This is a genomic window from Mesorhizobium sp. M6A.T.Cr.TU.014.01.1.1 (genome assembly GCF_004022765.1).
Classification (GTDB): Bacteria; Pseudomonadota; Alphaproteobacteria; order Rhizobiales; family Rhizobiaceae; genus Mesorhizobium; species Mesorhizobium mediterraneum.
In genome coordinates this window covers 22,790-48,916 of sequence record NZ_RZPG01000017.1, presented here as the reverse complement: position 1 = coordinate 48,916, position 26,127 = coordinate 22,790, and the positions used below count along the sequence as shown (strand labels likewise).

General features: G+C 61.6%; 28 protein-coding genes. 15 read left to right on the top strand and 13 right to left on the bottom strand.

Annotated elements, in window-relative coordinates:
• The first annotated feature begins 14 nt into the window (after positions 1-14).
• The 4 genes from EN885_RS19745 (at position 15) to EN885_RS19730 (ending at position 2,150) form a co-directional block, all read left to right on the top strand.
• On the top strand, positions 15-551 hold the full coding sequence (locus EN885_RS19745; RefSeq protein WP_128242550.1) for a hypothetical protein: 537 nt from the start codon (positions 15-17) through the stop codon (positions 549-551).
• A gap of 32 nt (positions 552-583) precedes the next feature.
• On the top strand, positions 584-961 hold the full coding sequence (locus tag EN885_RS19740; RefSeq protein WP_128242549.1) for a VOC family protein: 378 nt from the start codon (positions 584-586) through the stop codon (positions 959-961).
• A 164-nt stretch (positions 962-1,125) separates the two neighbouring features.
• Entirely contained in the window at positions 1,126-1,755 is a 630-nt protein-coding gene (locus EN885_RS19735) for a MarC family protein (RefSeq protein WP_029352879.1), read from the top strand.
• Positions 1,752-2,150 carry a DUF4440 domain-containing protein gene (locus EN885_RS19730; RefSeq protein ID WP_245493111.1) on the top strand — a complete coding sequence of 133 codons (399 nt, stop codon included), beginning with the start codon at positions 1,752-1,754 and terminating at the stop codon, positions 2,148-2,150. The genes EN885_RS19735 and EN885_RS19730 overlap by 4 nt, the downstream gene beginning before the upstream one ends.
• A 53-nt stretch (positions 2,151-2,203) precedes the next feature.
• Here EN885_RS19730 and EN885_RS19725 read toward each other — a convergent pair whose 3' ends face one another.
• Both EN885_RS19725 and ssb read right to left on the bottom strand, forming a co-directional pair.
• A complete protein-coding gene (locus EN885_RS19725) occupies positions 2,204-2,629 on the bottom strand; it encodes an OsmC family protein (RefSeq protein WP_128242548.1) in 426 nt (141 codons plus the stop codon).
• A 126-nt stretch (positions 2,630-2,755) separates the two neighbouring features.
• The gene (gene ssb, locus EN885_RS19720) at positions 2,756-3,280 is read right to left on the bottom strand and encodes a single-stranded DNA-binding protein (protein WP_127204120.1); all 525 of its coding nucleotides are present in this window, start codon (positions 3,278-3,280) and stop codon (positions 2,756-2,758) included.
• Positions 3,281-3,445: 165 nt separating this feature from the next.
• Between ssb and EN885_RS19715 the strand changes: the two genes are divergently transcribed.
• From EN885_RS19715 to EN885_RS19675, 9 genes are all read left to right on the top strand, one after another.
• A complete protein-coding gene (locus EN885_RS19715; RefSeq protein WP_245493110.1) occupies positions 3,446-3,877 on the top strand; it encodes a cupin domain-containing protein in 432 nt (143 codons plus the stop codon).
• A 63-nt stretch (positions 3,878-3,940) separates the two neighbouring features.
• A complete protein-coding gene (locus tag EN885_RS19710) occupies positions 3,941-4,255 on the top strand; it encodes a metalloregulator ArsR/SmtB family transcription factor (RefSeq protein ID WP_128242547.1) in 315 nt (104 codons plus the stop codon).
• Positions 4,252-4,749 carry an SRPBCC domain-containing protein gene (locus tag EN885_RS19705; protein ID WP_128242546.1) on the top strand — a complete coding sequence of 166 codons (498 nt, stop codon included), beginning with the start codon at positions 4,252-4,254 and terminating at the stop codon, positions 4,747-4,749. Before EN885_RS19710 ends, EN885_RS19705 begins: the two co-directional genes overlap by 4 nt.
• Positions 4,750-4,770: 21 nt before the next feature.
• Positions 4,771-5,376, top strand: a complete 606-nt coding sequence (locus EN885_RS19700; RefSeq protein ID WP_095485308.1) for an ATP-dependent Clp protease proteolytic subunit — start codon at positions 4,771-4,773, stop codon at positions 5,374-5,376.
• A 121-nt stretch (positions 5,377-5,497) separates the two neighbouring features.
• A complete protein-coding gene (locus EN885_RS19695; protein WP_128242545.1) occupies positions 5,498-5,761 on the top strand; it encodes a hypothetical protein in 264 nt (87 codons plus the stop codon).
• 825 nt (positions 5,762-6,586) lie between these two features.
• Positions 6,587-9,508: an excinuclease ABC subunit UvrA gene (gene uvrA, locus EN885_RS19690; protein WP_128242544.1), complete on the top strand. Its 2,922-nt coding sequence runs from the start codon at positions 6,587-6,589 to the stop codon at positions 9,506-9,508.
• Between the two features lie 37 nt (positions 9,509-9,545).
• Entirely contained in the window at positions 9,546-10,016 is a 471-nt protein-coding gene (locus EN885_RS19685) for a GNAT family N-acetyltransferase (RefSeq protein WP_128242543.1), read from the top strand.
• A 26-nt stretch (positions 10,017-10,042) separates the two neighbouring features.
• Positions 10,043-10,849, top strand: a complete 807-nt coding sequence (locus EN885_RS19680; RefSeq protein ID WP_127291620.1) for a DUF72 domain-containing protein — start codon at positions 10,043-10,045, stop codon at positions 10,847-10,849.
• Positions 10,850-10,944: 95 nt separating this feature from the next.
• Positions 10,945-12,096 carry a GGDEF domain-containing protein gene (locus EN885_RS19675; RefSeq protein ID WP_128242542.1) on the top strand — a complete coding sequence of 384 codons (1,152 nt, stop codon included), beginning with the start codon at positions 10,945-10,947 and terminating at the stop codon, positions 12,094-12,096.
• A gap of 40 nt (positions 12,097-12,136) precedes the next feature.
• Here the strand turns inward: EN885_RS19675 and EN885_RS19670 are convergent, their stop codons facing one another.
• The 6 genes from EN885_RS19670 to urtA form a co-directional block, all read right to left on the bottom strand.
• On the bottom strand, positions 12,137-12,313 hold the full coding sequence (locus EN885_RS19670) for a hypothetical protein (protein WP_095485313.1): 177 nt from the start codon (positions 12,311-12,313) through the stop codon (positions 12,137-12,139).
• Positions 12,314-12,795: 482 nt separating this feature from the next.
• Positions 12,796-13,491, bottom strand: coding sequence for an urea ABC transporter ATP-binding subunit UrtE (urtE, locus tag EN885_RS19665; RefSeq protein WP_095485572.1), 696 nt, complete (start codon positions 13,489-13,491; stop codon positions 12,796-12,798).
• A 70-nt stretch (positions 13,492-13,561) separates the two neighbouring features.
• Positions 13,562-14,308, bottom strand: a complete 747-nt coding sequence (gene urtD, locus EN885_RS19660) for an urea ABC transporter ATP-binding protein UrtD (protein WP_095485315.1) — start codon at positions 14,306-14,308, stop codon at positions 13,562-13,564.
• A gap of 3 nt (positions 14,309-14,311) precedes the next feature.
• A complete protein-coding gene (urtC, locus tag EN885_RS19655) occupies positions 14,312-15,544 on the bottom strand; it encodes an urea ABC transporter permease subunit UrtC (protein ID WP_127291614.1) in 1,233 nt (410 codons plus the stop codon).
• Positions 15,541-17,157, bottom strand: a complete 1,617-nt coding sequence (urtB, locus tag EN885_RS19650) for an urea ABC transporter permease subunit UrtB (RefSeq protein WP_095485317.1) — start codon at positions 17,155-17,157, stop codon at positions 15,541-15,543. The genes urtC and urtB overlap by 4 nt, the downstream gene beginning before the upstream one ends.
• A 125-nt stretch (positions 17,158-17,282) precedes the next feature.
• Positions 17,283-18,593: an urea ABC transporter substrate-binding protein gene (gene urtA, locus EN885_RS19645; protein WP_095485318.1), complete on the bottom strand. Its 1,311-nt coding sequence runs from the start codon at positions 18,591-18,593 to the stop codon at positions 17,283-17,285.
• Positions 18,594-18,894: 301 nt separating this feature from the next.
• On the opposite strand from urtA, the gene EN885_RS19640 reads away from it, so the two are divergent.
• Positions 18,895-19,290: a hypothetical protein gene (locus EN885_RS19640; RefSeq protein WP_127291800.1), complete on the top strand. Its 396-nt coding sequence runs from the start codon at positions 18,895-18,897 to the stop codon at positions 19,288-19,290.
• 67 nt (positions 19,291-19,357) lie between these two features.
• Here the strand turns inward: EN885_RS19640 and EN885_RS19635 are convergent, their stop codons facing one another.
• The 3 genes from EN885_RS19635 to EN885_RS19625 form a co-directional block, all read right to left on the bottom strand.
• On the bottom strand, positions 19,358-20,929 hold the full coding sequence (locus tag EN885_RS19635) for a GMC family oxidoreductase (RefSeq protein ID WP_127291611.1): 1,572 nt from the start codon (positions 20,927-20,929) through the stop codon (positions 19,358-19,360).
• Between the two features lie 45 nt (positions 20,930-20,974).
• Positions 20,975-21,505 carry a gluconate 2-dehydrogenase subunit 3 family protein gene (locus EN885_RS19630; protein ID WP_127204127.1) on the bottom strand — a complete coding sequence of 177 codons (531 nt, stop codon included), beginning with the start codon at positions 21,503-21,505 and terminating at the stop codon, positions 20,975-20,977.
• A gap of 80 nt (positions 21,506-21,585) precedes the next feature.
• Entirely contained in the window at positions 21,586-21,981 is a 396-nt protein-coding gene (locus EN885_RS19625; protein ID WP_127204128.1) for a VOC family protein, read from the bottom strand.
• A 262-nt stretch (positions 21,982-22,243) separates the two neighbouring features.
• Between EN885_RS19625 and EN885_RS19620 the strand changes: the two genes are divergently transcribed.
• Complete coding sequence (locus tag EN885_RS19620; RefSeq protein WP_126106434.1) at positions 22,244-22,549, top strand: ribbon-helix-helix domain-containing protein; 306 nt, start codon at positions 22,244-22,246, stop codon at positions 22,547-22,549.
• On the opposite strand, the gene EN885_RS19615 is transcribed toward EN885_RS19620, so the two are convergent.
• On the bottom strand, positions 22,546-23,256 hold the full coding sequence (locus EN885_RS19615; RefSeq protein WP_128242541.1) for a DeoD-type purine-nucleoside phosphorylase: 711 nt from the start codon (positions 23,254-23,256) through the stop codon (positions 22,546-22,548). The two genes, EN885_RS19620 and EN885_RS19615, sit on opposite strands and share 4 nt — an antisense overlap.
• Before the next feature lie 84 nt (positions 23,257-23,340).
• Positions 23,341-25,911: a PAS domain-containing sensor histidine kinase gene (locus tag EN885_RS19610; protein ID WP_128242540.1), complete on the bottom strand. Its 2,571-nt coding sequence runs from the start codon at positions 25,909-25,911 to the stop codon at positions 23,341-23,343.
• Positions 25,912-26,127 lie beyond the last annotated feature (216 nt).

Below are 26,127 nucleotides of genomic sequence, written 5' to 3'. Positions count from 1 at the left end.
ATGAGGTCGAAATCATGCTCAATTCATCTTCCTTTGCCGAAGCCTTGCACAGCGAGGGGCCTGCGGGGGACTTGGCGGAAAAACTGAACCTTTACGGCCGCTTCGTCGGCGCCTGGACATTCGATGCCACGCGCCATCTCGAAGACGGCCAGGTGCTGACCGGGCGCGGCGAGGTGCATTTCGGCTGGGTGCTCGAGGGCCGCGCAATCCAGGACGTATGGATCCTGCCCGCGCGGAACACTGGCGCACAGAATTCCCTCGGCAAATGGACCTTCTATGGCACGACACTGCGCGTCTATGACCCCGGCGTCGACGCCTGGCACATCTTCTGGAGCGATCCGCGCACCCAATATTACAGCCGTCAGCTCGGCCGCGCCGAGGGCGACACCATCGTCCAGCAAGGCGCAGACGGCACCGGCGCCTCGGTGCGCTGGAGCTTTTCCCGCATTACCGAAAATTCGTTCCGCTGGCTGGGCGAACGCTCACAGAACGATGGCGCGACCTGGCGGCTCGAAGTCGAGTTCCTGGCGCGGCGCACGACTGGAAACTGACGGCCCAACGTATTGTAAAAAAGGAGAAAAAGATGCTGGATCATGTCTCGATCGGCGTCCGCGATACCGACGCCTCGAAGCGTTTTTATGATGCCGCGCTGAAGCCGCTTGGCTATACCTGTCTCAGCCAGTCGCCGGGCTCGCTCGGCTATGGTGCGGAGGCGGTGTCGCTGTGGGTGAACGAGGCTCAGCGCCCGGTTTCGGCCGACGGCGAGTCCGGCCTGCATTTCTGCTTTGCGGCGCCGACGCGGAGCAGCGTCGACGCTTTTCATGCGGGCGCCTTGCGTGCGGGCGGCAGTGACAATGGGGCACCTGGCCTGCGCGCCAGCTATGGCGAAAACTATTACGCCGCCTTTGTCGTCGACCCGGACGGCTATCGCCTCGAGGCCTATTGCGGAGCGGCCGGCTAGGCTCACCCTGCCTCATCAAGGTTGCCGAACTCCCGCTGCTCAAGCGGTTTCCACTGACCCTGCTTTGCTCTACCAATGCCAAGATTGGGCAATGCCAAGATTGGGCAATGCCAATATTGGGGCAATGCCAGTATTCGGGCACGGCCCGGCGGGGAGGGTCAGAGATGCCGAGCTTCGACAGCCTGTTCAACGCCTTCGTCACCATTCTCGTGACCATCGACCCGCCTGGCTTGGCACCACTCTTCCTCGCCGTGACCCGCGGCATGAACCGCGAGGAGCGCAACCAGGTTTCCGTGCGCGCCTCGATCATCGGCTTCCTGGTGATGGCGCTGTTCGCAATCGCTGGCGCATCGATCCTGTCGGTGTTCGGCATCACGCTGCCGGCTTTCCGCGTCGCAGGCGGCTTTCTGCTGTTTTTCATCGCCTTCGAAATGGTGTTCGAGCGCAGGCAGGACCGCAAGGAGAAGATCGGCGATGTCGCCATCACCAAGGATATGATCCACAACATCGCCGCCTTCCCGCTGGCGATCCCGCTGATCGCCGGTCCGGGCGCGATTTCAGCGACCGTCCTGCTGTCCGGCTCCTTTCCGGGCTTTGGCGCGCAGGCAGCTCTTGTCGGCATCATCGCGATCTGCCTTGTCATCACCTATCTGGTGTTCGTGCTGGCCGAGCGCATCGACCGCATCCTCGGCCAGACCGGCCGCTCCATCCTGACGCGGTTGCTCGGCGTCATCCTGGCGGCACTCGCCGTGCAGTTCGTCGCCGACGGCATCAAGGCGCTGATGGCGGCATGATGTCAGATACGGTAACCGACCCCAAGATCGTCGAGCTGGAACTCGCATTGTTGCGGGCGCCGACCCGCTATGACCCGGATTTTCTTGAAACCGTGCTCGACGACGGCATGATCGAGTTCGGAAAATCCGGCAATGAATATGACAAGAGATCGATTCTGGCAGCGCTTCCTGCGTCGAAAGCCGAACCGGCACCGGATGATGAGCTGGAAATGACCGACGTCAGAACAGTTCAATTGGCGCCTGAGGTGGTGCTTTTGACTTACCGGCTAAGGCCCAAGAAAGAAAAAGCTATTCCATCACTGCGCAGTTCCATATGGAAACGCACCGATGGGCACTGGCGATTGGTATTCCATCAGGGAACCCGAGCCGCGTCCGAAGAAACAAACGGTCCCTGAACGCGGGATTTTGTCATACGGGCTTCGTCGTCCAACTCGCGGGGGCGACGCTATTATTTCGCCGTCGTATCAATAACTTCGAAGTCGTGGGTGATCTCGGCGGTCTTGGCTACCATCGCCGAAGCCGAGCAGTATTTTTCGATCGAAAGGTTGATCGCCCGCCTCACCTTGTCGGGTGAGAGCGCCCGGCCTTTGACGACGAAATGCATATGGATGCGCGTGAATACTCTGGGATCGGCCTCCGCCCGGTCGGCGTCGAGTTCGACCACGCAGTCTTCGACCGCCTCGCGCCCCTTTTCGAGGATGTGGACCACATCATAGGCCGAGCAGCCGCCGGTGCCGAGCAGAACCAGTTCCATCGGGCTCGGCCCCGGCGTCTTGCCGTTCGGTCCGAACGCGGTCCCCAGCACCACCTTGTGACCGCTGCCGGACTCGCCGACGAAAGTGCGGTCCTCGACCCATTTGACCCGTGCTTTCACCTGATAAGTCCTTTCACCGCGCACTACTCAAACGCACAACGTCCCGAAAACCCAGGAGAGATTTCGGGACGCCAAAGCGTGGCCTCAAGTAGCTAGCGTTGTGGCAGAGCCGTTCGCTCCGAGGGATCAGAACGGAATTTCGTCGTCCAGTTCGCGCGACGAACCGCCGCCACCACCGCCCTTGTTGCCGCCACCGCCACCGCGATTGAAACTCTCGCCCGGGCCCGACTGGCCGAAATCGGAACCGCGGCTGCTGCCGCCACCGGCATAGCTGCCGACCTGACCGCCCTCGCCCTGCCCGCGTGCGTCGAGCATCTGCAGCTCGCCGCGGAATTTCTGCAGCACGATTTCGGTGGTGTAGCGGTCATTACCGGTCTGGTCCTGCCATTTGCGCGTCTGCAACTGGCCCTCGACATAGACCTTCGCACCCTTCTTCAGATACTGCTCGGCGACCTTGGCGAGCTGGTCGTTGAAGATGACGACGTTGTGCCACTCGGTCTTTTCCTTGCGCTCGCCGGACGTCTTGTCGCGCCAGCTTTCCGACGTGGCGATGCGGATGTTGACGACCGGCTCACCCGAATTCAAACGGCGGATTTCCGGGTCCGCCCCGAGATTGCCCACCAGAATGACCTTGTTGACGCTACCCGCCATGATACTTCTCCGCGCTCATCCGAAACTAATTTTTGTCGCTGCACCTTATAGAGTGTGGGTTCTCTCCGCTTGCTGTGGCTGGCTTTTCCCACAAGGTTTTTGTTCCCTTTTCGTTCTAGAACGGAGGTTCTGCGCTGTCAATGGTTGTCAGTAACAAGTAGTGTCTTGGCGTCGAATTTCCACGCCTATGGGATCGAGGGCGAAACAATGAAGACGGTTGCGCATGACGAACAGCCGCAAGAGGAGTGGCGAGCGGGAGTACAGACTCGCATGCACGTCTCGGCCCGCAATGGCGCAACTCAACTTTGCATATTTGAACAGTGGGTCGAACCGGCAGTTGGCGCCCCGACACATTGGCACCCGGTCGAGGAAGTGCTTACTGTGATCGCTGGGGAGGCCGAGATGTGGATCGATGAAGACCGTGTCGTCTTGACCACCGGACAGTCGCTTGTTGTCTCCGCGCACAGGAAACATGGCTTCCGAAACGTCGGCTCAGAAATGCTTCATATACAGGCCGTGCTCGCGTCACCAATTTTCGAGGCGACGTTCAACGGATCCACGGAGACGGTGAGGCGCTGGCTTCCAACGGCCTTGTAAAAAACCGCGCCTGCCTAAAAACACGGCTTGCCAAACCAATAAGTGTAGACTTATGCTTCTGCCATGATCGAAGCAGAGATTTTTCGAGCGCTTTCCGACCCGACGCGCCGCGCCGTCTACGAACGGCTCGCCGCCGGCGAGATGACCGTATCGGAACTGCGCAGCGGCATGACCGTGTCGCAACCGGCCGTGTCGCAGCATCTCGCGGTGCTGCGCGGCGCCGGCCTGGTGGTCGAGCGGCGAGCCGGCCGCCACGCCTATTATCGCGCCGATCCGCAAGGGCTTGACCCTCTGCTCGGCTGGATCGAGCGCTACCGTGCTTTCTGGCCCGAGCGTATCGAACGGCTCAAGGCGGTTTTGAAGGATATGGATCAATGACGGCAAAACAGCATTCGGACGCGACGGACTCGATCGAGTTCGAGTGCGAGCTTCCAGACCCGCCAGAAAAAGTGTGGCGGGCGCTGACGGTGCCGGACCTGCTCGCGGCCTGGATGATGCCGAACGACATCAAGCCCGAGATCGGCAGCCGCTTTGCCTTTGCCAAGCCGGACGCACCGATCGAGTGCGAAGTCCTCGACGCCGAGCCTGAACGCCTGCTGCGCTACTCCTGGCGGGAGCGGCCGGAGCCTGGCAATGCAGCGGATCCGCTCGCCAGCCCGCTGGATAGCCCAATGGATAGCATCGTCACCTTCACGCTCGACCGCACCGTGTCGGGCGGCACGCATCTGCGCATCGTCCACGATGGATTTGCGCGAGTAGCTACATCCGCGGTTGCGATGGTGGGCGGCGGTTGCCGGCTTTCGTTCAACGCACACAGCACCAAACAGACAATTGCCGCAAACACGCCTCGCCTGTTCCTGCGCGCGGCCTGAGCCACATAACGGAGAAAAGCGATGAGCGGTTTTGCCAATTTGGTGCCAATGGTGATCGAGCAGTCGAGCCGCGGCGAACGCGCCTTCGACATTTTTTCGCGGCTGCTGCGAGAGCGCATCGTCTTCATCAACGGCCCGATCGACGACAATGTGTCGGCACTGGTCTGTGCTCAGCTCCTGTCGCTGGAATCCGACAATCCCGACAAGGAGATATCCCTCTACATCAATTCGCCGGGCGGCGTGGTGACCAGCGGCTTCGCCATCTACGACACGATGCAGTATATCCGCAGCCCGGTATCCACCGTCTGCATGGGTTTTGCCGCCTCGATGGCCTCGTTCCTGCTGATGGCGGGCACGCCGGGACGGCGCATCGCGCTGCCTAACACCAGCATCGTGCTGCACCAGCCGCTGGGCGGCTTTCAGGGTCAGGCTTCCGATATCCAGCGTCACGCCGAAGGCATCCTGCGCACCAAGAAGCGCATGACCGAACTCTATGCGCATCACTGCGGCCGCACTTACGAGGAGGTCGAACGCACGCTCGACCGCGATTATTTCATGACCGCCGCGGAGGCAAAGACATGGGGCCTTGTCGATCATGTTTTCGATACGCGCAAACAGGCGGCGTGAAGGGGTAGCCGAACACCATGTGAGACAACAGCCAAGCCGTTCGGCAAGTTTGATCGCCACCGGTCTCGCTTCGGGCCCTGGGCGGCGATATGGTCGTCCGATGGTCGATAAAGATTCCCGCATGCGTTTGAACAGGCTTGTCGTCGGCATCGCTGCCGCGGCGATGACCTCCAGCACGGCGTTCGCCGAAGACAATTCAACGCCTTCGCACAAAGGCACGCTGCCCGGCGTGGCCGACGACTATCGCATCGCCAAGCCGGCTCCCGAGCCCGACGATGCCGTGCCCGGCAACGGCCAATTCAAGATCGGCGATACCGATGTCAGGATTTCCGGCAGCTTAACCTTCGATGTCAGCGCCGGCTCGATCAAGCCCTCCCGGCGATAGGCCATCTGCCTTCATCGCTGCCACAAGGCAGCCCGTGCGCTTGCGGTCATCTGAAACGAATAGCCCCGCCGTTGCTTCAGCAAAACGGTCGGGGCTTTCTTGGATTTAAAATCCAACTTGCCGGGAATATACTGCCGGCGTTCGATTTCGGATGCTTCGCGGTGTTCAGCCGCTGATCCGACTAGTGGTCTCTGATTTTTATAAGGATCGACAGGTCACGGTTTGTCGGGCGGCGCAAACGCCTGCCCTGGCACTTATGCCTGCCGCGGCTCCACCGACACGTGGAACCTCAAGGGACTGTCCGGTGGAGTCATTCCTTCTGCTCTCCTCTTCTGTCCATTGCGACCAGTGTCGTCCGAAGCACATATCGCAAAAGCCTGCGACGTCTAGCAGGCCACCTTAGGGTGGCGAGGCCATCGAAAGACGGCCGGCTTCGGTGACGTTTGGAGTCTGACTCTCTGAGGCTGAGACGTCAACAGTTGGATAGCCGATTACAAAAAATGTGATCGCTTATACGGCAAAACCGAAATCCGCTGCAGTTTTGAGCAGCGCGGCATCGGCCGTGCTGCGTTCGCGAGCTAGCAAACGCGTGGAACTTTAAATCCACCATGATGGGGCGGTTTGTGAAGCTGGTTTCATGGACGCTTTTGTCAGGAGCGTGTTCGGTCTTTGTTCTTTCCGCTTGCTCGCCTGCGCGAAAGACGGTTAAAGGCTTTGGTCGAGAGTTGTGGCGTCTCTCGAAAAGGTGACGAAATTACCTACATAGGGGATGGCCGGGACAACCCGCCATCCCATGAGATTCCAGATCTGAGGCGGCGACCGGCGATGGCCGACCATAAATATCTTTCCATTCGCGGGGCGCGCGAACACAATCTGAAGAATGTCGATCTCGACCTGCCGCGTGACAGCCTGATCGTCATGACCGGCCTGTCGGGGTCCGGCAAGTCGTCACTCGCCTTCGACACCATCTATGCCGAGGGCCAGCGCCGCTATGTCGAGAGTCTGTCGGCCTATGCGCGGCAGTTCCTCGAAATGATGCAGAAGCCGGATGTCGACCAGATCGACGGCCTGTCGCCGGCCATCTCAATCGAGCAGAAGACCACGTCGAAGAACCCGCGCTCGACTGTCGGCACCGTCACCGAGATCTACGACTATATGCGGCTGCTGTTCGCGCGCGTCGGCATCCCCTATTCGCCGGCCACCGGCCTGCCGATCGAGAGCCAGACGGTGTCGCAGATGGTCGACCGCGTGCTGGCGGTCGAGGAAGGCACGCGCCTGTTCATCCTGGCGCCGATGGTGCGTGGCCGCAAAGGCGAGTACCGCAAGGAACTGCTGGAGCTGCAGAAAAAGGGCTTCCAGCGCGTCAAGGTCGACGGTGTCTTTTACGAAATCGCCGACGTGCCGGCGCTGGACAAGAAGTACAAGCATGACCTCGACGTCGTCGTCGATCGCATCGTCGTGCGCGGCGACCTAGCGACGCGGCTTGCGGATTCCATCGAAACCGCGCTGAAGCTCGCCGACGGGCTGGCGGTGGCCGAATTCGCCGACCGGCCGCTCGATGCCAGCCAGACCGGCGAGGATTCGGTCAACAAGTCGAAGAACGAGACGCATGAGCGCATCCTGTTCTCGGAAAAGTTCGCTTGTCCGGTATCCGGCTTCACCATTCCCGAGATCGAGCCCAGGCTGTTCTCCTTCAACAACCCATTCGGCGCCTGCCCGACTTGCGATGGCCTCGGTAGCCAGCGTGCGATCGACGCCAGCCTGATCGTGCCCGACGACAATCTGTCCCTGCGTGCCGGCGCCGTCAGCCCGTGGGCGAAATCGACTTCGCCCTATTACGTGCAGACGCTCGAGGCGCTGGGCAAGGCGTATGGCTTCAAGCTCGGCGACAAATTCAGGGATCTGACCGAAGAGGCAAAGCAAGCCATCCTGCATGGCACCGGCGAGCGCGAGGTCACCTTCCAGTACGATGACGGCCTGCGCTCCTATAAGACGACCAAGACCTTCGAAGGTGTCATTCCCAATCTCGAACGGCGCTGGAAGGAGACCGAATCCGCCTGGATGCGCGAGGAGATCGAGCGCTTCATGTCGGCCACGCCTTGCCCGGCCTGCCGCGGCTACCGGCTGAAGCCGGAATCGCTTGCGGTGAAGATCGCCGGAAAGCACATCGGCGAGATTACCGAGCTGTCGATCCGCAAGGCCGACCATTGGTTCACCGAGCTACCCGCCTCGCTCAGCGACAAGCAGAACGAGATCGCGGTGCGCGTGCTCAAGGAGATCCGCGAGCGGCTGCGCTTCCTCAACGATGTCGGGCTCGACTATCTGACGCTGTCGCGTAATTCCGGCACGCTGTCGGGCGGCGAGAGCCAGCGCATTCGGCTGGCCTCGCAGATCGGCTCCGGCCTTACCGGCGTGCTCTATGTGCTGGACGAGCCGTCGATCGGCCTGCATCAGCGCGACAATGCGCGGCTCCTCGACACGCTGAAGCATCTGCGCGACATCGGCAACACGGTGATCGTCGTCGAGCATGACGAAGACGCCATCCTGCATGCCGACTATGTCGTCGATATCGGCCCGGCCGCCGGCATCCATGGCGGCCACATCATCGCGCAGGGAACACCGCAGCAGATCATGGCAAGCCCGGCCTCGATCACCGGCAAATATTTGTCCGGCGAGCTCGAAGTCGCGACGCCGGCCGTGCGGCGCGAGGCCAAGAAGAGCCGGCGCCTGAAGATTGTCGGCGCGCGCGGCAACAATCTGAAGAACGTCACCGCCGAAATCCCGCTCGGCACCTTCACCGCCGTCACCGGCGTCTCCGGCGGCGGCAAATCGACCTTCCTGATCGAGACCCTGTTCAAGGCGGCGTCTCGCCGCATCATGGGCTCGCGCGAGCATCCGGCCGAGCACGACCGCATCGAGGGCCTCGAATTCCTCGACAAGGTCATCGATATCGACCAATCGCCGATCGGACGGACGCCGCGCTCCAACCCTGCCACCTACACCGGCGCCTTCACGCCGATCCGCGACTGGTTCGCCGGCCTGCCGGAGTCCAAGGCGCGTGGCTATCAGCCCGGCCGCTTCTCGTTCAACGTCAAGGGCGGCCGCTGCGAGGCCTGCCAGGGCGACGGCGTCATCAAGATCGAGATGCATTTCCTGCCGGATGTCTATGTCACCTGCGACGTCTGCCATGGCAAGCGCTATAACAGAGAGACGCTCGACGTCTTATTCAAGGGCAAGTCGATTGCCGACGTGCTCGACATGACGGTCGAGGAGGGCGTCGATTTCTTCGCCGCCGTGCCCGGCGTGCGCGACAAGCTGGAGACGCTGAAGCAGGTCGGCCTCGGCTACATCCATGTCGGCCAGCAGGCGACGACCCTGTCAGGCGGCGAGGCGCAGCGCATCAAGCTCGCCAAGGAGCTGTCGCGCAAGGCGACCGGCAAGACGCTCTACATCCTCGACGAGCCGACCACCGGCCTGCATTTCCACGACGTCGCCAAGCTGCTCGAAGTGCTGCACGAACTGGTCGATCAGGGCAACACGGTGGTCGTCATCGAGCACAATCTCGAAGTGATCAAGACCGCCGACTGGGTGCTCGATCTAGGCCCCGAAGGCGGCGACGGCGGTGGCGAGCTGGTGGCCTCCGGCACGCCGGAGGACATCGTCCGCGAGAAGCGCAGCTACACCGGCCAGTTCCTGCGGGAATTGCTGGAACGGCGCCCCGGAGGCAAGCGCGAAGCGGCGGAGTGAATGAGGACTGGCTGGCGGCGTTTGGAAGAACCTTCAAATGAAGATCAGAAGAGCGCTTGCCGGTGATCTTGATGCTGTCGTTGAACTGAACACCGCTGCCTACGCGCCCTACACTGCGTTGCTGGGCGCGCCGCCGATCCCGGTGACAGAGGACTATGTGCCGCGGATCCTGCGCGATGAGGCCTGGCTGCTGGAAAGCGACGGCGAGCCGGCCGGACTGATTGTCCTCGAACGCCACCCAGATCACACGATGATCTTCTCCGTCGCCGTCTGCCCTGCCTTTCAGGGCAAGGGCTTTGGCATCGCGCTGCTCAACTTCGCGGACGAGCAGACACGGGCGTGGAGGTTGCCCGAGGTGCGGCTCTATACCAACACTAAGATGGAGCGGAACATCGCGCTCTACAAAGAGTATGGCTTTCACGAAACGGGTCGTCGGCCCAATCCATATCGGCCAGGGTGGACGATCGTCGACATGGCGAAGACTGTCGAGACGATCGCAACGGCCTGATCCATTTCAAACTCGGGAGGACGACAATGACCCAATCAGGAAAAATCCGCGCCGGCATGGGCGGCTGGACCTTCGAGCCGTGGGACACGTCCTTCTATCCGGACAAGCTGTCCAAGGCGAAGCAGTTGCACTACGCAACCCGGCAGGTGCCGAGCATAGAGGTCAACGGCACCTATTATTCGAGCTTCAAGGAGCCGACCTTCGTCAAATGGGCTGGTGAGGCGCCGGATGGCTTCGTCTATTCGCTGAAGGGCAACCGCTTCGTCACCAACCGCCGCGTGCTCGGCGAGGCCGGCGAGTCCATGATGCGCTTCCTGGGGTCGGGCGTCGCCGCGCTCGGCGATAAGCTCGGGCCGATCCTGTGGCAATTCGCGCCAACCAAAAAATTCGACCCGGACGATTTCGAGGCCTTCCTCAAGCTTTTGCCTGAAAAGCAGGACGGCGTGGCCCTGCGCCATGCGGTGGAGGTGCGCAACGACAGCTTCATCGTGCCGGAATTCGCCGCGCTGCTGCGCAAATACAAGGTCGCGATCGTCTACGCCGACCACGCCAAATATCCTGGGATCGCCGATGTCACCGGCGATTTCATCTATGCCCGGTTGCAGACCGGCAGCGACGACAATCCCGACTGCTACACGCCAAAGGCGCTCGACGAATGGGCGGCGCGCGCAAAAACCTGGGCGGGAGGCAAGGTGCCGGCCGACCTACCGCGCGCCGATCCGTCGACCGACGCACCGGTAAAACCGCGCGATGTGTTCGTCTACTTCATCACCGAAGGCAAGGTCCGTGCGCCCTTCGGCGCCATCGCACTGATGAAGCGCGTCACAGGCTGACGGCCTCGATTGTGACATCTTCACCACCATCGTAACCTTATCGATACCTCCTTGCTGCATGAATCCGCGGAGCTAGGGCAGCCGCGGGTTAGGGCATGTCGCTTGACTACCACTCACTTCTGCTGGCTGTCGGTTTTTCCGCCGCCTGCCTGAGCCTGACATTGTTCGGCATCTGGCTGACAGCACGAACCGAAAAGTTTCTGCTGACATGGGCGATCAGCGCTTTGTTGGTCGTCGGCGATGTTTTTATCTACCAGGATTATATCGAGACGCCGGGACGCATACTCGGCATTGCGACGTTCGCGCTGCTCCTTGTAGGGTTCTCGACCATGCTGGGTGCCGCCTACCAGTTCAGGTCAGGCCGATCGCCGATCCCGCTGACGGTTCTCGGCAGCTGCATCACGCTTGCCCTGGCGCTGCCGCCGATGGCGCTCGGATATGACGGGCTCGGCTTCATGTTCGAAAATCTCCTTGCCGCCTTGCTTCTGTTTGCAACGGCTTATCAGTACTGGATCGGGCGCACCGAAGCCCCTGTCCCGATCATCGGCCTCGCCGTGCTCTACTCGGCCACCGGCGTTTCCTTTGTGCTGTGCGCCGTGGCTCTTGCGTGGGATGGGAAGCTTGTCCTCGGACATGCGCCGAGCAACTGGGCCGAAGATCTGAGCCTCGTCATTGTCATCGCCAGCATGACCGGCATCGGTGCCCTTTCGCTGGCGCTCAACCAGGGTCGCCTGGCCCGACATCACCGTCTGGATGCGCTGACCGATCCGCTGACCGGCCTGCTCAATCGCCGCGCTCTGTTCGACCTCAACGGCGGCGCCCCGATCGGGGCTTTCACGGCGGTGGTCGTGTTCGACCTCGACGGCTTCAAGGCCATCAATGACGAATTCGGCCACGCCACGGGCGATCAGGTGCTGAAGGTGTTCGCCAAGGAACTCGTCGAGAACCTTCGCCCGACCGATGTCGCCGCGCGCATGGGCGGAGAGGAATTCGCGCTGGTTCTGAAGCGCACCCTGCCCGAAGCGGTGGAGTTCACCGCCGAGCGTATACGCACCGCCTTCGCCGCGCGTGTCATCGAGACCGAAACCCGTCACCTGACATGTACGGTCAGCGCCGGATACGCTTTCGGCAGCAAGGACGGCATGAACTTCGACAAGGTGCTCAGCGCCGCCGACAAGGCGCTCTATGCCGCCAAGCGCGGCGGTCGCAACCGCGTCGCGGCCTCAACCTTCCGACGCGCAAGCTAGCCGCTTGGCGGCATAGGGCAAGCCGCCCCTCCGCCAGCTCTTATGCCGCCATGACGACCTCGTTGTAGGCATCGAGATCGACGTAGAAGACCTTGGTGATCTCCGCAATCAGCTCGTCGTGGTCATATCCCTGCGATTTCAGGATGTTGATGGCGGTCATGATGTCAACGCGCTCGGTGAGCCGTCGTTTTTGGTAGTCCTCGACGTAACGTTCCATCGGCTGTCCCGGGCCAAGTGCCCACAAGCGTTGAACAACGATCAGATCACAAGAAGGAGGCGGCCTGCATGGAACATGCGGCTGAGCCTGCGCCTCACCCTTGATCTGTCAACGAGACTGATACGGAAGCGGCCGACTCAACAAGGCCAAGTAAAGATTAGCATGCAATCTTCGGCGCGCTAGAGTTGCAAACGATGTGATTGAAGAAAATCTAGTAGACCTTCGTGATTTCGTCATCCTTGGGCGCAGCGACGCGAAGCGGAGCGAAGACCCAAGGATCCATGCCGAAACTTCCGAGCGTCACAACGGCACAGAATCCAGGATGGTGTGCGCCGGAAAACGGCTTCTGTTCTTGACCGCTGCATTCTTTGACTGACGGCACGGCATGGATCCTGGGGTCTGCGCCGCGTCGCTTCGCTCCTTGCTTCGCCCCAGGATGACGAAGGGAGGGATGGTTCGGCTAATTCTAGAGGTTTGCGATACTAAACGGTCAGGAATTTCCTGACGTCCGCGCGGTCGAGATCCTCGGCCGGGCCGGTGTGGACGATCAGGCCGCGGTCCATGATGTTGACCTCGTCCGCCAGTTCACGGCAGAAATCGAGGTACTGTTCGACCAGCAGCACAGCGATGCCTGCCTGGTCGCGCAGATAGCGGATGGCGCGACCGATATCCTTGATGATCGACGGCTGGATACCTTCGGTCGGCTCGTCGAGCACCAGCAGCTTCGGCCGCATCACCAGCGCCCTGCCGATGGCAAGCTGCTGCTGCTGGCCGCCGGAAAGATCACCGCCCCGGCGGCCGAGCATCTGCTTCAGCACCGGGAACAATTCGAAGATGTGGCCGGGAATGTTGCGATCGGCGCGCTTCAATGGCGCAAAGCCCGATTCGAGGTTTTCCCGCACAGTGAGCAGCGGGAAGATCTCCCTGCCCTGCGGCACGAATGCGATGCCCGACCGGGCGCGATCATACGCCGCGCTCCGGTCGAGCGCCTTCCCCTCGAAGGCAACACTTCCGCTCGTCAGCCGGTGGTGGCCGACGATCGATCTCATCAAACTGGTTTTGCCGACGCCGTTGCGGCCGAGCACGCAGGTGATCTTGCCCGCGCCGGCCTTCAGCGAGACGCCGCGCAGCGCCTGGGCGGCGCCATAGTGGAGCGTGGCGTTGGAGACTTCGAGCATGGTCAGCGCCTTCTCCAACGCCTGAAGAACGAAAGGTCGAAATGATGAAACGGAACGCGCCAGACCATGATCATCTCCCCAGATAGACTTCGACGACACGCTCGTCGGCCGAGACGAAATCGAGCGAGCCTTCGGACAAGACCGAGCCTTCGTGCAGGCAGGTGACCTTGACGCCGAGCTCGCGCACGAAATGCATGTCGTGCTCGACGACGATGACCGAATGGTCGCGCGCAATATCCTTGAGCAGCCGCGCGGTCTCCTCGGTCTCGGCATCGGTCATGCCGGCGACCGGTTCGTCGACCAGCAGCAGCTTCGGATCCTGCGCCAGCAGCATGCCGATCTCCAGCCATTGCTTTTGTCCGTGGCTGAGATTGGCTGCGATTTCGTCGCGTTTGTCGCCGAGCCGGATGATGCCGAGGATGTCGTCGATCTGCCGCACTTCCGCGGCCGACCGGCGATGGAACAGTGCCGGGAAGATCGAGCGCGGGCCTTTCAGCGCCAGCATCAGATTCTCCTCGATCGTGTGGCTTTCGAAGACGGTCGGCTTCTGGAATTTCCTGCCGATGCCCATCATGGCGATCTCGGCCTCGTCATGTTTCGTCAGGTCGACCTCGCCGTCGAAATAAACCTCGCCCGCGTCGGGCCGCGTCTTGCCGGTGACAATGTCCATCATCGTGGTCTTGCCGGCGCCGTTGGGGCCGATGATCGCGCGCATCTCGCCCTTGTCGAGCACCAGCGACAGATTATTGATGGCGCGAAAGCCGTCGAAGGAAACCGAGACGCCGTCGAGATAGAGGATGGTGTTGCTCTTCGACATCGCTCACTCCGCCGGCTGCGGTTCGGGGCTGGATCCAGACCAGTCGCCAGGCGTTCTCGCGGCACCGCGAACGACCTTCGGCGGCGCCGGGACGTCAGGATCGGTGCCGGCTTCCTCGGCGATGGATGCCGCGCGCAGCGCCTTGGCATTGCCGCGCCAGGAATCCCACATGCCGATAATGCCCTTGGGCAGGAACAGCGTGACGGCGACAAACAGTCCGCCCAGCGCAAACAGCCAGAACTCCGGCAGCACGCCGGTGAACCAGGATTTGCCGGCATTGACCACGAGCGCGCCGATGATCGGCCCGACGATGGTGCCGCGCCCGCCGACGGCCGCCCATACCACGACCTCGATCGAATTGGACGGTTCGAACTCGCCCGGATTGATGATGCCGACCTGCGGCACGTAGAGCGCACCGGCAATGCCGGCCATGACAGCTGACACGGTGAAGGCGAACAGTTTGACGTTCTCCGCCCGCCAGCCGAGAAAGCGCGTGCGGCTCTCGGCGTCGCGCACCGCCATCAGCAGCTTGCCGTATTTTGAACCGACGATTGCCCAGGTGACGTAGACGGCGAGCGCGAGCGTGACGGCGCTGGCCGCGAACAATGCCGAGCGTGTTGCATCGGCCTGCACGTTGAAGCCGAGAATATCCTTGAAATCGGTCAGGCCATTATTGCCGCCGAAACCCATGTCGTTGCGGAAAAACGCGAGCAGCAGCGCATAGGTCATCGCCTGGGTGATGATCGACAGATAGACGCCGGTGACGCGGCTGCGGAAGGCGAACCAGCCGAAGACGAAGGCGAGCAGGCCGGGCACCGCAAGCACCATGATCGCGGCAAACCAGAAATGGTCGAAACCGTACCAGAACCACGGCAATTCCTTGTAGTTCAGGAACACCATGAAATCCGGCAGCAGCGGATTGCCGTAGACGCCGCGCGAGCCGATCTGGCGCATCAGGTACATGCCCATCGCATAGCCGCCGAGCGCGAAGAAGGCGCCGTGGCCGAGCGAGAGGATGCCGCAATAGCCCCAGACGAGATCGAGCGCCAAGGCGAGCAGCGCGTAGCAGAGATATTTCCCGGTAAGCGCGACGATATAGGACGGCACGTAGAACGCACTTGTCGGCGAGACCGCAAGATTGAGCAGCGGCACGACGATGGCGACCGTCAGCAGGATGAAGATCGTGATGGCGATGCGGCGGTCGGCGCCAGCGGCGAAGAAGCGTCCCGTGATCATGCTTCCACCGATCTGCCCTTCAGCGCGAACAGGCCGCGCGGGCGTTTCTGGATGAACAGGATGATGAGGACCAGGACGACGATCTTGCCGAGGACTGCACCGGCATATGGTTCGAGGAACTTGTTGACGATGCCGAGCGAGAAGGCACCGACCAGCGTGCCCCAGAGATTGCCGACGCCGCCGAAGACGACGACCATGAAGCTGTCGATGATGTAGCCGCGGCCGAGATTGGGCGAGACATTGTCGATCTGGCTGAGCGCGACGCCGGCAATGCCAGCTATGCCGGACCCCAATGCAAAGGTCAGCGCGTCGACCCATGGCGTTCTGATGCCCATCGACGCGGCCATGCGGCGGTTGGCGGTGACGGCGCGCATCTGCAGGCCCCAGGGCGTGCGCTTCATCACATAGAGCAGCACCGCGAACACGCCGAGCGAGAATACCAGTATCCAGAGCCGGTTCCAGGTCACGGCAAGCTGGCCGATATCGAATGATCCGGACATCCATGACGGATTGCCGACTTCCTGGTTCGTCGGCCCGAAGATGGTGCGCACGGCCTGCTGCAGGATCAGCGAGACACCCCATGTCGCCAGCAGCGTCTCCAGCGGGCGGCCGTAGAGGAAACGGATGACGCCGCGTTCGATGACGAGGCCGACGAGCGCCGCGACGAGGAAGGCGAGCGGCAGTGCGATGGCCAGCGACCAGTCGAACAGGCCGGGAAAGGAATTGCGGATCACTTCCTGCACGACAAAGGTCGTGTAGGCGCCGAGCATCACCATTTCGCCATGCGCCATGTTGATGACACCCATGACGCCGAAGGTGATGGCAAGGCCAATCGCTGCCAGCAGCAGCACCGACCCCAGCGAAATGCCGTACCAGATGTTCTGGCCAGCATCCCACAGCGCCAGCGTCGAATTGATGTTGGCGATCGCCGCCGTCGCCGCGTCCTTGACCGCGCCCTCGGAATTGGCCTCGACGGAGGTGAGCAGGGACAGCGCGTCGCGGTCGCCGCGCGCGCCGATCAGGGCGATCGCCGCCAGCTTGTCGGCCTCCGGCCTGTCCGACACCAGAACGGATGCGGCGCGGGCCTGTTCGAGCAGCGCTTTGACGCTTGCCACCGTTTCGCTGGCGATTGCGGCATCGAGTGGCTCGATATTTGTGGCATCGGGCGTCTTGAACATGGTGTCAGCGGCAGCGATGCGCGCAGCCGGGTCTTTCGCGCCGAGCGTCAGCGTGCCCAAAGCATCGCGGACGGCGCGGCGCAGCGTATTGTTGACCTTGATCTTGGTGATCTCGCCCTTGGCCGCATCGCCGGACTTTTCACCGCTCAGCGGGTCGAGCAGCTCAACGCTACCGCCACCTTCCTTACCGATGAAAACCTGCGAATCGGTCTTGCGGACGTAAAGATCGCCCTCCGCAAGCGCGCCAAGCGGGCGCTCGACGGCGGTATCACCGGTGGCCGCGAGCTCGCGCACGACAGCTTCGATCGCCGAAAAATTCGAGGCAGTGGCGAATTTGGCGATGATGGCACGCAGATCCGCTTCGGCAGCATTCGACGGCGACAGCATCCCCAAGAGGAGCAGCAGCGTCAGCCCAATTGCGCGGATGAAGGTCATCGGTTTCTGGAGGCTCTCGAAGGGTTGAAATTCGCGTCCGGGCGGACTCGAGGAGAGGAGGAGCTCGCCCGGACGCTTCGCGGTCTAGGTCGTGGAGAAATCCACGACCGTCAGACCCGGGAGGATCAGTTGGTTCCCTTGCCGCCGCACTTGCCGGTAGCGACATTGAAGTTGCCGCAGGACAGAGGCGCGCGCCAATCGGAGATCAGGTCCTTGGAATCAGGCAAGTAGTCGGACCACTCGTCGCCCATCACCAGGCCGGGCGTCTGCGAGACGGTCTCGAACTGGCCGTCGGCCTGGATTTCGCCGATTAGCACCGGCTTGGTGATGTGGTGGTTCGGCATCATGGTCGAATAACCACCGGTCAGGTTCGGCACCGAGACGCCGACCACGGCGTCGATGACTTTGTCAGGATCAGTGGTGCCGGCCTTCTCGACAGCCTTCACCCACATGTTGAAGCCGACATAGTGGGCTTCCATCGGGTCGTTGGTGGTGCGCTTGTCGTTCTTGATGAACTTGTGCCAGTCGGCAATGAACTTCGCATTCTCCGGCGTGTCGATGCTCTGGAAGTAATTCCAGGCGGCGAGATGGCCGACGAGCGGCGTGGTGTCGAGACCGGCAAGCTCTTCCTCGCCGACCGAGAAGGCCATGACCGGGATATCCTCGGCCTTGATGCCCTGGTTGCCGAGTTCCTTGTAGAACGGCACGTTGGCGTCGCCATTGACGGTCGAGACGACGGCGGTCTTCTTGCCGGCCGAGCCGAACTTCTTGATCGCCGAGACCTCGGTCTGCCAATCGGAGAAGCCGAACGGCGTGTAGTTGACCATGATGTCTTCGGCGGCGACGCCCTTGGCCTTCAGATAGGCCTCGAGGATCTTGTTGGTGGTGCGCGGATAGACGTAGTCGGTGCCTTCAAGCACCCAGCGCTTCACCGAACCGCCATCCTCGCTCATCAGATAGTCGACGGCCGGAATGGCCTGCTGGTTCGGCGCCGCACCGGTGTAGAACACGTTGCGTTCGCTCTCCTCGCCCTCATACTGGACGGGATAGAACAGGATGTTGTCGAGCTCGCTGAACACCGGCAGCACCGACTTGCGCGACACTGACGTCCAGCAACCGAACACCGCCGCGACCTTGTCCTTGGAGATCAGCTCGCGCGCCTTTTCGGCGAACAGCGGCCAGTTGGAAGCCGGATCGACGACGACCGCTTCGAGTTTCTTGCCAAGCAGGCCGCCCTTTGCATTCTGCTCTTCGATGAGCATCAGCATGGCGTCCTTCAGCGTCGTCTCCGAAATCGCCATGGTCCCCGACAGCGAATGGAGAATGCCCACCTTGATCGTGTCGTCAGCCGCTCTGGCGGGGACGCTCATCAGCAGGCCGGCCGTGACCACGCCTGCCGAAAACATTTTTGTTATTGTCGAGAAACTGCCCCTCATATTTCAAACTCCCAAGCTGGTTGATCGCATCGCAAACAGAACATGCAACGGCTGTGCCAACCGCAGGAGCAAAATTGAGTGGGCTGAGATTTCCTAGCTCTATCAGCTGGTTAATATATTAGCCGCTAAAGATGAGCGCCGCCGCCGGGGTTCTGCTTGAGAGAAAATGACCCGCCGCCGCCTAAATTTTTCTCACATGCCAACTAATGCACTTTTTTTGAGCAACGACACATCGACGAGTGCGAACCGTTGCAGCGCTGCAGGAAAATGGGGCAAGTTCGATCTTCAAAAGAGCGACGTCATGGCCCCCAGGATTTCTCGTATTGTCAGCATAGTGCTCCTGGCTGCGGCCACCGGCGGCGCACACGCCGACTTCACCGACGGCAAATTGCCCGACGGCACCTATCACTGCGAAGTCTATCTGCTTGGCATGTTTCTCAGCCTTGGCGATATCACCATCAAAGGAAACGTCTATAGCGGCCCGGTGACCTTCGGGACCGCTCCGCAGGCTTACAATTATCAGATGAATGCAAACGGCGAGATCACCTGGCTAGGCCCGTTGGGCGGCTACACGACCGGCGGCAACTCGATCTCGCTTACGCAAGCCACCCTGGACGGCCAAACCAGCCCATCCTTCGACATCATCATGAAGCAGCCTGACGGCGCCTTCACCGCCTCGACCTGCACGAAGCGTTGAGCGACGACAAAAAGAGGCGCGGAACCTTGCGAGGCTCCGCGCTAGCAGGCAGCCGGGAGGGCTACGGCTAGATGCTCTTAGCCGACATCTGTTCAGCGATATAATCGGCCTGACGGATCGCCAGCGACACGATCGTCAATGTCGGATTTTCAGCACCGCCGGTGGTGAACTGGCTGCCGTCCGACACGAACAGGTTCTTGATGTCGTGCGCCTGGCCATGCTTGTTGACGACCCCGTCGGCCGCCTTTTCGCTCATCCGGTTGGTGCCGAGATTGTGGGTCGACGGATAGGGCGGCGTCGGGAAGGTCCGCGTCGCCCCGACCGCCGCGTACAGCGCCGAGCCCTGTTTGTAGGCGTGGTTGCGCATCGCGGTGTCGTTGGCATGGTCGTCAAAATGGACATCCGCCACCGGCATGCCGTGCTCGTCCTTGATATCGGCATGCAGAGTGATGCGGTTTTCCTCGCGTGGCATGTCTTCGCCGACGATCCACATGCCGGCCATATGGTCGTAGTGGTCGAGCGCCGTGGTGAAGGAACGTCCCCATCCGCCGGGATCGAGGAAGGCGGCCATGAACGGCAGGCCGAGCGACAGCGTCTCCAACTCGTAGCCGCCGACGAAGCCGCGCGAGGGATCGTTGCGGGCTTCGTCGCGGATGATACCGGCCATGGTGGTGCCGCGATACATATGCACCGGTTTGTCGAAGATGCCGTAGACCGAGCCCGTGGTGTGGCGCATGTAGTTCTTGCCGACCTGTCCCGACGAATTGGCAAGGCCGTCGGGAAACTGGCTCGATGCCGAATTGAGCAGCAGCCGTGGGCTCTCGATCGAGTTTCCGGCGACGGCGACAATGCGGGCCTTCTGTTCCTGAAGCTTGCCGTCCTTGTCGGCATAGACGACGCCGGTCACCTTGCCCGACGCATCGTGGTTGATCTTGATAGCCATGGCATTCGGCCTGACCTCGAGATGGCCGGTCGCCTCGCCCTTCGGGATTTCGGTATACAGCGTCGACCATTTGGCGCCCCATTTGCAGCCTTGGAAGCAGAAGCCGGTTTGCTGGCAGGCATTGCGGTCGTCGCGCGGCTCGGAATTGATCGCCATCCGGCCGGTGTGGCACTCCTTGTAGCCGAGCTTGTCGGCGCCGGCCTTCATCACCTTGAAGTTGTTGTTGCCGGGAAGGCCTGGGATGTTGTTGGTGAGCGTCACGCCGAGCTTGTCTTCGGCTCTTGCGTAGTAGGGTTCAAGATCGGCAAGCGTGATCGGCCAGTCGAGCAGGTTGGCGCCTTCCAGCTTTCCGTAGGTCGCGAGCGTCTTGAATTCGTGCTCCTGTAAGCGCAGCGAGGCACCCGCCCAATGCGTGGTCGAACCGCCGACCGACTTGACGATCCAGGCCGGCAAGTTTGGAAAATCCTTCGCCACCCGCCAGTCGCCCGAGGTCGTGCGCTTGTCCGTCCAGGCGAGCTGGGCGAATGAATCCCACTCGTCGTTGATGAAATCCTCGTATTCGTGGCGGGCGCCCGCCTCCAGGATGACAACATCGATGCCCTTCTGGGCGAGTTCATTGCCGAGCGTGCCGCCGCCGGCGCCCGAGCCGATGATGACGACCACGCCATCGCTCTTAAGATCAAATGGTGCTGCCATGGTTTCCTCCCATGATGTCTGTTGTGTGCGGTTGCGACGAGAGGCTCAGAGCCACTCGATATCGTCGAACCCGCGCGCCATGTAGCCGCCCTTGGAGTAGGACTCGCCTTCGTAGCCAAAAATCGGCCAGACCTCCTTCTGGTTGTAGAGGCCGACGACAAGTCCGCCGCGGACCGCCTGGAAGAACGGCGTGTCCTCGATCTCTCTCAGCACCGCGACGCGCTGCTCCTCCCAGCCGAGACCGGTGTAGCCGTCCTTGCCAGACTTCAGGTCGAGATCGGCGATGCCCTTTTCGATGAGATCCTTGTGGGCCGGGTCTTTGCCTGCCTGCTCATCGTGGGCCTTGACGGCGATTGCGTAATATTTGTCAGGCACCTGGTCGTGCGGATAGATGTCGCGCGCCATCTGGATCAGGGTCGCCATGGTTTCGGGCTTTAGCGCGGATGTTTGGAGACCCCAGGCATGTTGCGGACTGATGACGGCGCTGCCTGAAATGACCAGCAATGCGCCGACACCGCCGCGTTTCAGAAGCTCGCGGCGCGACAGCCCGGGCTTGCTTTCGTAAATCGTGACCATTTCTTCCTCCCTTGCTTGCTATTTGCACCGTGAAGGTGCCGTTGCTGGCGCCGCGCAGGTCGGCGCGGCCGCGATATCTCCTATTTGAACCGGCCCCGACGCTGCAGGACCTCGATCTTGTAGCCGTCGGGATCCTCGATGAAGAAGAAGCGCGCGAGCAGCGCTCCGTCGCGATTGAACTCGACGATCTTTTTCGGGTTCAGGCCAAGCGCGCCAAGCCGGTCGTGTTCGCTGTCCAGATCGATGACCGAAACCGCGAGATGGCCGTAGCCCTCACCGAGCGCATAAGGCTCTTCACGGCCCTTGTTGACGGTGAGCTCGAGCTCGAACTCCGCCTCGGCATTGCTCAGATAGACGAGCGTGAAAGTATCGAAATCGAGTCGTTCGGCGACATCCATCCCAAAGGCTTTCCGGTAGAAATCGACGGACCGGGCCTCTTCCAGAACCCGGATCATAGTGTGGATCGCCTTCGCCAAATGACACTCCCTTGCAGCAGCGCCATATGCGCGTCGGAATGATTATGCGCGCGTTTCGGCAAAGATGGTGGCAGCCGATTACCACGCGCTAATCTAACGACCGCGTGGCATCCTGCTTAAGGACGAAAGTCCGATTGCTGTTTTCCGCTTTCCAGCTGAAGATAATTGGTCACGATAGGCACTGCTCAAAGGCGCGAATCACTGCTGATTGCGCCCAAAAATCAACAAGAATGGCCAAAGCCAACAAGAAGGGAGGTAACCGATGTGCAGGGTTTTTGCCGGGCAGGATCCGGAGGGCTATCGACAGATCAACCGATCGATCCGTATCGACGGGCACTCGACCAGCATCCAGCTCGAGGCGACGTTCTGGGCTTTGCTCGACGAGATCGCCGACAGCCAGGGTCTGACGACGCCGAAATTCATCTCGAAGCTCTATGACGAGGCTATCGAGATCAACGGCCAGATTCCAAACTTCGCGTCGATGTTGCGCACGACCTGCGCTCTCTATCTGAAAGGCCATCGGCCAGGCATCGAAGAACACACGACGCCCAAGCGGCAAGCAGCCTAGTTTTCGGCTGCAACATCGAGCGCCAGCCGGGTCATATCGGTGAAAAGCGCCTGGCGCTCGGAATAGTCGGTTTGCTCGCCGGTCACCACATTGTCGACGACGGTCAGCAACGACAGCGCCCGGGCGCCGAAATGCGCCGCGATGCGATAGAGCGCGCTGGTCTCCATATCCACCGCTAGCGCGCCTTCAGCCTGCACCTCGGCAAAGCGGGTCCGTCCCTGGGGATGATAGAATATGTCGCTGCAGGCCGTCAGCCCGGCCTGATGCTCGATGTCGAGTTCGGCAGCCTTGGCCAAGGCGCGGACGAATAGTGCCGGATCGGGGGCGGCAGCATCGTTGTAGAGCCCGAAAACCTGGCCGCTCTCTGCACTCTCACCTCGTACCGACTGCGAGATCACCAGGCTGCGCAGTTTCAGCCCGGCGGTCAGAGCGCCACAGGTACCGGTGCGGATCAGCGTCCTGACGCCGTAGAAGTCGAGCAGCTCATGCACGTAGATCAGGAACGACGGGACACCGATGCCCGTTGCCTGGATGCTGATGGGCTTACCGCGAAACAGGCCGGTAAAACCGAGGGCCTCCCTGCGACGGTTGACGCAGCGCGGCGCCTCCAGAAAGGTTTGCGCCATCCATTCGGCGCGTTGCGGATCGCCTGGCAACAGCACTGTTGCGGCGTAATCACCCTTGCCTGCCTCGTTGTGCGGCGTCACGGCATGCTCCCCAAAACCCGCCGTCCGTTTCACCCGCAATCATGGCAGCCTCGCGTCATTACGCAAGTGCGAGATTAGCAAACCCTAAGATTCAAGCACATCCTTCACGATTGTGGCCAGTTGCTTGAGCGAAAACGGCTTCGGCAGGAAACCGAAATGCGCGTCTGCCGGCAGGTTTTTGGCGAACGCATCCTCGGCGTAACCAGAAACGAAGACGAATTTGATGTCCGGTTGCCGCTTGCGCAATTCGCCAAGCAGCGTCGGCCCGTCCATTTCAGGCATCACCACGTCGGAAACGACGATGTCGACCTTGCCGCCAAGCGCCTCGAAGACTTCCAGCGCCTCGACGCCCGAGGACGCTTCGTGGACAGTGTAGCCGCGCGACGTCAACGCTCGCATGCCGCCCATGCGCACGGCATCCTCGTCCTCGACGAGCAGCACCGTGGCCGAGCCCGACAAATCCTTGGCTGCGTCGGCGATCTTTGCCGGTGCAGCCGGCGCCTCGCCGGGTTCGCCTGCCTTTCTCGCCTCTGCAATGTAGCGCGGCAAGAAGATGCGGAACACGGATCCCTTGCCGACTTCGGAATCGCAGAAGATGTAGCCGCCCGTCTGCTTGATGATGCCATAGACCATGGACAGGCCGAGGCCGGTGCCCTTGCCGACCTCCTTGGTGGTGAAGAAAGGTTCGAAAATCTTCTTGAGCACTTCGGTGGCGATGCCGCTGCCGGTGTCTTCGACTTCGACCACGACATAGTCGGCCGGCGCAAGCTCTCGGTAGGAAAGGCTCTTGCTCTCCTCGGTGGTCACGTTCCGGGTGCGCACGGTGAGGTCGCCGCCGGCCGGCATCGCATCGCGCGCATTGACCGCCAGATTGACCACCACCTGCTCGAACTGCCCGATATCGACCTTCACCGGCCACAGGTCGCGGCCATGATCGACCTTCAGCTTGATGTCGTTGCCGACCAGGCGGGCCAGCAGCATCCGGAGATCGGCAAGCACATCGGTCAGGTTGAGCACCTCCGGCCGCAGCGTCTGCTTGCGTGAGAAGGCCAGAAGCTGCCGCACCAGCGAGGCCGCCCGGTTGGCATTCTGCTTGATGTTCATGATGTCCGGGAAGGACGGGTCCGACGGGCGGTGGTTGGTCAACAAAAGGTCCGACGCCATGATGATGGCGGTCAGCACATTGTTGAAGTCGTGGGCAATGCCGCCGGCAAGCTGGCCGACCGCCTGCATCTTCTGGCTTTGCGCCATCTGGCCTTCGAGCGCCTTCTGCTCGGTGGTTTCGACGGCGTAGACGATGGCCGATTCTTCGGCGCCCTCGCTGGTGCCGTCGGCAACCGCGTTGACGTAGAAGCGCATGTGCCGCTCCTCATTGCCGGGCAGCAGCGTATCGATCGGTTCGATGTCGGCCTGCCGTTGTCGCGCCTTTTCAAACGCCACGGCAAAGGCGGGCCGGTCGCGCTCATGGATCACCGTGTCCAGCCGCACGCGCCGATCGACCGCGTCCCCATCGACGACGGAGGAAAACAGCGACAGGAAAGGCGCGTTGGTGCGCAAGATGCGTCCGCCGTTGTCGACAGCCGCTATTGCCATCGGCGTCGAATTGAAGAAGCGGGTGAAGCGTATCTCCGAGGCGCGAAGATCGGCGGAAGCGTCCTCGCCTTGCGTCCGGTTGAGCACGATGGTGCGCGTCGGACCGTTGACGCCCTCGCGGCTGGCCGAAACCCGATGCATGAAACGCACGGGCAGCGCCTCGCCCTTCACTGTCGTCAGATCGAGATCGATGACCGCGTTGCGCGTGGTGCCGGGATCGGCCTTGACCGAGCGGACCAGCGCCATGCCGTCGCCGGCGACAATCTCCGGAAGCGTGACGGCACCGGGCGTGAAGCTCGTCAGGTCGATGCCCAGCCATTCCGCAAGCGTGGCATTGATGTAAGTGACGCGCCCTTCCTGGTCGGCCGAAAAGAAGCCGGCCGGCGCATGGTCGAGATGGTCGATAGCCTTTTGCAAGTCGAGGAAGAACCGCTCCTGCTCGGCCCGTTCTTCCGAGATGTCGGCGAGTTGCCAGGCGAGCAAAGGCAGCCGCTGGCCCGGGACGCTGAAGGCGCGGGCGCGGGCGCGATACCAGCGCGCGCCCGGCTCGGCGCCGGGTCGAATGGATTGAGCAAGCCGAAACTCCCCGTCGCCGGGCTGGCCGTCGCGCAGGCCGGAGGCGAGCCGGTATATGGTCACCGAGGCCTCGGGAACATCGGACAGCAACCCTTCGACCGTCTTGAGATCCGCCGCCGACGCCGCGCCCGTCATGTCGGCATAGGCCCGATTGGCGTAAACGACACGCCCTTTGGTGTCGGTGACGAGAAGACCTTGCGACATTGAATCGACGAAGGCTTTCGACAGCTCGTCGCTCGTCGAGCGCGGTGTGATCTGCACGAAGCCGATGGCGGTGGCGAACAGGAAGCCGACGCCGATCATCGCCAGCACACCAAGCATTCCAAGCAGGAATGGATCGCCAAGATGCTCGCGGAAAAGGCCGAAGACGATCGCGGCGCCCGTCAAGACAACGATGAAGATGATGAGCCGGGTTACCGCACCCGGTCGCGTGTTCTGGTCGACGATCGGTACCGGATAGAAATCGCCGCGCGCTTCCTTGGCCATGTGCCCCCTGCTCGTGAATTCCGGTACTTGCCCCTGCCCGGTTGAATCACATTCTCAGGGTCCGGAAAAGGCCTTGGCGGCAAATGTCCGCTAAAAATGAGGCCGTTCGGCGCCCGGTGTGGTGAATTCGAAATTCGCGTCACCTTGCTGCAGCGCCAGGCGAATTTTCGGATTCGTCACACCAGCAACTTGCTGAAAATCCAGTGTGGTGTTTCA

Coding starts and splice junctions, on each gene's coding strand:
- EN885_RS19745 (WP_128242550.1), top strand. CDS start 15: ATGCTCAATTCATCTTCCTTTGCCGAAGCCTTGCACAGCGAGGGGCCT.
- EN885_RS19740 (WP_128242549.1), top strand. CDS start 584: ATGCTGGATCATGTCTCGATCGGCGTCCGCGATACCGACGCCTCGAAG.
- EN885_RS19735 (WP_029352879.1), top strand. CDS start 1,126: ATGCCGAGCTTCGACAGCCTGTTCAACGCCTTCGTCACCATTCTCGTG.
- EN885_RS19730 (WP_245493111.1), top strand. CDS start 1,752: ATGATGTCAGATACGGTAACCGACCCCAAGATCGTCGAGCTGGAACTC.
- ssb (WP_127204120.1), bottom strand. CDS start 3,280: ATGGCGGGTAGCGTCAACAAGGTCATTCTGGTGGGCAATCTCGGGGCG.
- EN885_RS19710 (WP_128242547.1), top strand. CDS start 3,941: ATGATCGAAGCAGAGATTTTTCGAGCGCTTTCCGACCCGACGCGCCGC.
- EN885_RS19705 (WP_128242546.1), top strand. CDS start 4,252: ATGACGGCAAAACAGCATTCGGACGCGACGGACTCGATCGAGTTCGAG.
- EN885_RS19700 (WP_095485308.1), top strand. CDS start 4,771: ATGAGCGGTTTTGCCAATTTGGTGCCAATGGTGATCGAGCAGTCGAGC.
- EN885_RS19695 (WP_128242545.1), top strand. CDS start 5,498: ATGCGTTTGAACAGGCTTGTCGTCGGCATCGCTGCCGCGGCGATGACC.
- uvrA (WP_128242544.1), top strand. CDS start 6,587: ATGGCCGACCATAAATATCTTTCCATTCGCGGGGCGCGCGAACACAAT.
- EN885_RS19685 (WP_128242543.1), top strand. CDS start 9,546: ATGAAGATCAGAAGAGCGCTTGCCGGTGATCTTGATGCTGTCGTTGAA.
- EN885_RS19680 (WP_127291620.1), top strand. CDS start 10,043: ATGACCCAATCAGGAAAAATCCGCGCCGGCATGGGCGGCTGGACCTTC.
- EN885_RS19675 (WP_128242542.1), top strand. CDS start 10,945: ATGTCGCTTGACTACCACTCACTTCTGCTGGCTGTCGGTTTTTCCGCC.
- EN885_RS19670 (WP_095485313.1), bottom strand. CDS start 12,313: ATGGAACGTTACGTCGAGGACTACCAAAAACGACGGCTCACCGAGCGC.
- urtE (WP_095485572.1), bottom strand. CDS start 13,491: ATGCTCGAAGTCTCCAACGCCACGCTCCACTATGGCGCCGCCCAGGCG.
- urtD (WP_095485315.1), bottom strand. CDS start 14,308: ATGTCGAAGAGCAACACCATCCTCTATCTCGACGGCGTCTCGGTTTCC.
- urtC (WP_127291614.1), bottom strand. CDS start 15,544: ATGATCACGGGACGCTTCTTCGCCGCTGGCGCCGACCGCCGCATCGCC.
- urtB (WP_095485317.1), bottom strand. CDS start 17,157: ATGACCTTCATCCGCGCAATTGGGCTGACGCTGCTGCTCCTCTTGGGG.
- urtA (WP_095485318.1), bottom strand. CDS start 18,593: ATGAGGGGCAGTTTCTCGACAATAACAAAAATGTTTTCGGCAGGCGTG.
- EN885_RS19640 (WP_127291800.1), top strand. CDS start 18,895: ATGGCCCCCAGGATTTCTCGTATTGTCAGCATAGTGCTCCTGGCTGCG.
- EN885_RS19635 (WP_127291611.1), bottom strand. CDS start 20,929: ATGGCAGCACCATTTGATCTTAAGAGCGATGGCGTGGTCGTCATCATC.
- EN885_RS19630 (WP_127204127.1), bottom strand. CDS start 21,505: ATGGTCACGATTTACGAAAGCAAGCCCGGGCTGTCGCGCCGCGAGCTT.
- EN885_RS19620 (WP_126106434.1), top strand. CDS start 22,244: ATGTGCAGGGTTTTTGCCGGGCAGGATCCGGAGGGCTATCGACAGATC.
- EN885_RS19610 (WP_128242540.1), bottom strand. CDS start 25,911: ATGGCCAAGGAAGCGCGCGGCGATTTCTATCCGGTACCGATCGTCGAC.